The organism is Polaromonas sp. P1_E1_2 (genome assembly GCF_056406035.1).
Window position 1 is genome coordinate 1 of the sequence record NZ_JBFUAZ010000235.1, and the last position, 5896, is coordinate 5896.

Here is a 5896-nt window from a genome sequence, read left to right on the forward strand (position 1 = left end):
GAGCCGTTTTCCATCACATAAAGCAGCGAGACGATGGCCGTGGTGGGAAAGTACACATGGTCCAGTGTGGTGCCCGATTCGTAGAGAACCTGGCCCAGCGGCATGTCGACCCATTCCAGTTGCGGCAGCCAGCGCTGCCACTCTGCGTCTGGCAATGCGGCAAGCAGCTCGTTGTCTTTGGGGTTGGAAGAATGGGCCATCGAGAGACACTCCGGGGCGGATCTGGCTTCGAGTTGGGCCTCTGGCAGAGATCTCGCACCGTCTTCGAAGTATAGGCACTAACGGCCCCCCGGTATGTGCGCTACCGCACAAACGAAAGTTCCCCGGCAAAGTCCACCTCCGGGGCTTTTGTGGGCCTCGGTACTACCGGCTCACCTCTTCAACCGCCTCGGTGGTCTGCAAGGCATGAACGGCGATCTGTTCCGACATGAGCGCCAGTGAGGCCAGCGGGTAGGTGCCGCTGATGATGCCCCTGAAGGCGACTTCTGCGGCCACGGCGTCCTGGCCCAGGCCTTCGGTGGCGGCGATGATGCATTCTTCAATGCCGCCCAGCCCGGCGTCGCCGAACAGGTCTTCGCCTTCATAGGTCACGCGGTATTCGTACTGGGTCTTGTCAAAAGAGTCGATGTTAAAACGGACGATCATGGCGGCTCCTCTCGCGCAACTGCGAATGGTTCAAAAAAATGCTACAAAATCAATAGCTGCTTGCGCACGACCCTATTGGTCTACAGGCCAAAATGACTTAAAACGCCCTGCCCGGCAACACGCCCGCCAGCAAAGCAGGCCGTCAGCAGGTAGCCGCCTGTGGGCGCTTCCCAGTCCAGCATTTCACCGGCGCAGAACACGGGCTGGGGCACAGCAGCCGCAGCACCCAGCTGTAGCTGCGCATTCAGGCCCTCAAACATCACGCCGCCCGCGGTGCTGATGGCTTCATCCAGCGGCCTGGCCGCGGTGACGCGCACCGGCAGCGCCTTGATGCCGGCGACCAAACGCACGGGATCGGCGATGGCGTCCTTGCCCAGCAGCTCGTACAACATGGCGGCCTTGATGCCGTCGAGGTTCAAACGGCTTTTGAGGTGACTGGACAGCGAGCGTGAGCCGCGCGGGTGGCGCACCTCCACCAGCACCTGCTCGGCGGTCTTGGCGGGCAGCAAATCGAGCAGGAAGGTGGCGCTGCCGTGTTCAGCAATCTCGTCACGCAGCAAGGAGGAAGCGGCATAGATCAGGCTGCCTTCGACACCGGTGGCAGTGGCGACAAACTCGCCCTTGCGGCTGAAGCTGCGGCCATGTGAATCGGTGAAGCTGATGGCCACGGACTTGAAAGGCTGGCCGGCAAAGCGGCTGGCGAAGTGCTCTGTCCAGCCGGTGTGCGGCTGTGGGCTTTTACCCATGAGCTCCTGCAGGAATTCGCGACGGGTCTCGCCGGCATCGCCAGCCGCCTCTTCAAGCTGCGCCGGGCTGTCCGCGCGTGCGGCCACGTCGAAGCCGCAGTTGGACGGCAGCAACGGCGCTATTACCACGCCGCGTGCGGCCAGCAGCGGCACCCAGGCGCCGTCAGAGCCCAGCCGGGCCCAACTGCCGCCACCCAGGGCCAGCACCACGGCGTCGGCGTGTGCCAGCACCTCGCCGGCCGGCGTTGCAAACTTCAGCGCTCCGTCATCGGCCCAGCCCAGCCAGCGGTGCCGCATGGAAAACTGCACGCCGGCCAGGCGAAGGCGGTGCAGCCAGGCGCGCAGCAGCGGCGCCGCCTTCATGTCTTTGGGGAACACGCGGCCCGAGCTGCCGATAAAGGTTTCCACGCCCAGCGCTTCTGCCCAGGCACGCAGCTCGGCCGGGCCGAACGCGGCCAGCAACGGCTGCAGCTGTGCAGCGCGCTCGCCATAGCGGCTCAGAAAAGCCTCGGGTGCTTCGGAATGCGTGAGGTTGAGCCCGCCCTTGCCGGCCAGCAAAAACTTGCGCCCCACCGAAGGCATGGCGTCATACACCTCGACCTTCACGGCGGCACCGGCGGTAGCCAGCACCTCGGCGGCCATCAGGCCGGCGGGCCCGCCGCCGATCACGGCAACACGCAGGGGGCCGGCAGGCGGCGGTTTCACGGGAGAGGCTGAATCGTTCAAAAGGTGTTCCGTCTGCTCGCGGGGGCGAGCCAGGGTGAAATTGGAGAAATCAGGGCCAAACAGCCACTGCCTTCCTGAAAGGCATCAAAAATAGCGCTTCGCAGGCGAATGTGTTTGCTCTGTTTTTGATAGCTGCTTGCGCCCGACCCTATTGGCCTACAGAGCTAAATCGCTTAAAAATAGGGGCCAGGTACAGGTTAGGCGCCGATGGGCGGCATGCGCCAATTATCACAGGCCGCACCTTGCCGGCCCACGCGCTGTGCATTACATGGGCGGCGCAAAACCATCGCGGCCGACGATGACGCGCAGCGCGGTCGGCTTGCCGGCTTTTTCCTGCGCCGTGATCATCACCTTGGCACCCGGCACCAGCAAGGCGTTTTCATCGGCCTTGCCGGGCTTGAAGGACACCACCGGCACATCCGGCGGAACAATCACGGTTTTCTCGCCGTCCTTGTAGCGCAGCGTAAGCTTTTGCCCGCCGGGCACCGACGTTGGCGCCGCCGCCAGGTCGGCCACGGTGGCGTTGGTCATGGTGCTGTCGGGCCGCAAATCCCAGGGGCGGTGGCCCTCGCCGGCGCCGCGCGCGGCTTCGGGGAACACCAGCACCTCCAGTGCCAGCTGGCTGCCGTCGGGCTGCGGCATGCCGGCGGTGCCGATGTAGCTGCCGGGCTTGATGTCAGCGAGCGACAGCGGGTACACCTCGGACACGTCCATCTCGGCCGGGCGCACCAGCGTGATSACTTCGCCGCTGCGTTCCCTGATGGTGAGGCTGGTSGCATCGACTTTTTCAATCGTCGCGCGCAGGCGCACCGTGGGATTGGCAGGTGCTGGGGTTTGCGCCCATGCCAGTGGCAGGACAGCCAGGAAGGCTAGCGAAGCGGCAAGTTGCTTGAACATGATGTTTCTTTCTTCAGGTCGGCGAATAACACGGGGTAGAGCGTGAGCCGTGTGAGATCAGTCCACCTCGACCACAGTTCCCCGCCCTGTCAGAAAAGCCGCCTTCACCGGCGCGCCGGGGTATATCAGCTGCACCGCCGCACGGTAGTCCTGCAGCTGCGCCACCAGCGCGGGCTGCAGCTCCGGCGCCACGGCGGATTTGTAGTCGAGCACCCACCAGTGGCCTTCGTGGCCGGCGTCCTTGCGCTGCACCAGGCGGTCCAGCCGCAAGTCTTTCCCGGCGTAGACAAGGCCGASTTCGTTGCCTTGCCAGGCCACGGCTTGCGGGTTCCAGGCCCAGGCGCCCTCACCCGCCAGAATGCGCCTGGCCAGCGCAGCCGCCTCAGCCGCCTGCGCCGGGCTGAGGCGAAACTCGCGCGCCGCGGCCTTCACTTGTTCCGCCGACAGCGCACCGCCCCATTCCAGCAGGCGGTGCATGGCTTTGCCGATGCGCGCCTTGAGCGAATCTTCATCAACGCGCACCGCAGCGGGCTCGGAAATCGCCATGACCTCGGGCAGTTCAGGCAACTCGGGCAGGTAGAACACGCCCGCGTCGGCCGCATCGAGATGGACGGCTGCAGACTCATCCGCGACCGGCGCAGGCAGCTCGCCCACCAGTGCGTGCAGGCGCTGCCACCAGCTTTCGGTCGTCACGCGGTGYGGCTCTATCGATGAAATGACCAGCGTATGGCGGGCACGCGTCAGCGCCACATAGAGGGCGTTGAGCTCTTCCCGCTTGCGGGCGGCCTGCTCGCTGGCCAGCGTGTCGGCGGCGCAGGCCGGCGGGCGGCTTTCGCTGACCAGGAAGACGAACTTGCGTGGTTCGGTCGCCTCGCCGGGCCAGTCAACCAGCACGCCCATGCTGTCTGCGTTGCGCTCGACCGTGTCGGTGTCCAGCAGCAGCACGGCTTCGGCTTCAAGGCCCTTGGCGCCGTGGATGGTCAGCAGCCGGACCGCCTCGCTGCTGACAGCTGCCGGCGCCTGGGTGCCGCCGGCCTTGAGCGCGCGCACAAAACCATAAGGCGTGGCGTAACGCCCGCCGTCGAGTGCCAGCGACACACCCAGCAGCGCGCGCAGGTTGGCCAGCACCGCGCTGCGCTGCGCCGCCGGGGCGGCAGCGCCAAAACGCGCCAGCACATCGCCGTCGTCGTAAATGCCCTGCAGCGCATCGTGTGGCGGCAAACGGTCCAGCCAGCTTTTCCATTTGGTCAAAATGGGCCCCAGCCCTTTCAAATCGGACGCAAGCAGCTCCTCTTTTTGTAGCAGGCTGTACCAGGGCTGATGGTGCTCGCGCTGCAGCAGCGCCAGCTGCACCAGGCAATCGTCAGCCAGCCCGAACAGCGGCGAGCGCAGCGCGCGCGCCAATGAAAGGTCGTGCTGCGGCGACACCAGCACGTCGAGCAGCGCCACCACGTCCTGCACTTCGCAGCAGTCGATCAGCTCGGTTTTCTCGCCCACCTGCGCAGGGATGTGCAGCGCGCGCAGCTCGTCCTGCAGCGGCAGCAGGCCGGCGCGCTTGCGCGAGAGAACCATCACGTCCTGCGGCCTGAGGCCACCGGCTACCTGTTCTGAAATCCAGGCAGCGGCCTGGCGCGCCTCGCGCGTGCGCAGGGTTTCCTCGGGCAACTCACGCGGCGTGGTCAGGCTGTCACGCCAGCCGGCGGCCAGCGGCGAGGCTTCCTCTTCGTCCTTGTTGCGTGCAATGGGCGGAAGCCGGCCCACGGCGCCGGCGAGGCCTGAAGCCGTGGTGTGTTCGCGAAAACCGTCATAGCCGTCGGCCTCCCGTGCCATGGCCATGGCCGAGTTGACGGTGTCGATCACGGCCTCAGCGTTGCGCCGCGTATGGTCGCAGCTGAGCAAGTCACCGCCCAGGCCGTGCACCACAAAAGCCTGCGCAGCGCGGAACACCTGCGGCTCGGCACGGCGGAAGCGGTAAATGCTCTGCTTGGGGTCGCCCACCAGAAACACGCTGGGGGCGGTGCCCGCACCCGAGTATCCGATGAGCCAGGCATACAGGGCCTGCCACTGCAGCGGGTTGGTGTCCTGGAATTCGTCAATCATCAGGTGGCGGATGCGCGCGTCCAGCCGCTCCTGCACCCAGCCCGACAGCACGGGGTCAGCCAGCATCAACAGCGCGGCGCGCTCGACATCATTCATGTCGACCCAGCCGCGGTCGCGCTTCAAGGCGGTGAACTGGGCGATCAGCACACGCGTCAGCCGCGCCATGCGCTGCTGGTACAGCCAGGCATCGTGCTGCTGGCGGGCTGCCACCACGCGCAGCACCAGATCCTGCGCAATGCGCACCTGTTCGATGCCGACGATTTTTTCGCCGAACTTGCGCGGCGTGCCCTTCTCGGTCAGCAGGGCCGCAATGGCCGCCGGGAAGTCTCCGGCCGTCAACGCCTGCTCCAGTTCCACGCCTTTGGCCGAAAAAGTCGGCGCGCTCGCGCGGCCCAGCGCGATGGCGGCGTCCCTCAAGGTTTGCCGGTGAAAACGGTTGGTGCTGAGCAGCTCTTCGGGTTCATCAAGGCCGCCAAATTCAGTGAACTGTGCACTGAAGGCTTGTACCGAGGCGTCGATCACGCCTTTTTCATCAGCCAGCGTGAACTCGGTGCGCTTGTCGAGCGCGGCTTGCAAGGCCTTGTCGGCCTGGAAACGCCCATACGCCAGCACCACCGCCTCAAAGTCAGCCTTGAGTGACGCGTCAACCGCGACGGCCGCATAAAACCGCCGCCACACCAGCGCGCGTGCCGGCGCATCGTCTTCCAGCAGCTCGTAGTTCACCGGCAGCTCCAGGCGCTGCAGCACCGCCACCGGCGCACTGCGCAGCAAGGCTGCAAACC

The 5896-nt window shown here is 65.7% G+C and carries 4 protein-coding genes and 1 pseudogene; all 5 read right to left on the reverse strand.

The features are described from left to right. Window positions 1-200 (reverse strand): annotated as a pseudogene (locus AC1D1P_RS12320) (Crp/Fnr family transcriptional regulator); the annotation flags it as partial. Between the two features lie 163 nt (window positions 201-363). Further along, on the reverse strand, window positions 364-645 hold the full coding sequence (locus AC1D1P_RS12325) for a hypothetical protein (protein WP_477673176.1): 282 nt from the start codon (window positions 643-645) through the stop codon (window positions 364-366). An 80-nt stretch (window positions 646-725) separates the two neighbouring features. Continuing rightward, entirely contained in the window at window positions 726-2117 is a 1392-nt protein-coding gene (locus AC1D1P_RS12330; RefSeq protein WP_477673177.1) for a TIGR03862 family flavoprotein, read from the reverse strand. Between the two features lie 264 nt (window positions 2118-2381). Next, window positions 2382-3014 carry a hypothetical protein gene (locus AC1D1P_RS12335; RefSeq protein ID WP_477673178.1) on the reverse strand — a complete coding sequence of 211 codons (633 nt, stop codon included), beginning with the start codon at window positions 3012-3014 and terminating at the stop codon, window positions 2382-2384. A gap of 57 nt (window positions 3015-3071) precedes the next feature. Next, on the reverse strand, window positions 3072-5896 hold a 2825-nt coding region (locus tag AC1D1P_RS12340; protein ID WP_477673179.1), incomplete at its 5' end, for a UvrD-helicase domain-containing protein.

Coding starts and splice junctions, on each gene's coding strand:
- AC1D1P_RS12325 (WP_477673176.1), bottom strand. CDS start 645: ATGATCGTCCGTTTTAACATCGACTCTTTTGACAAGACCCAGTACGAA.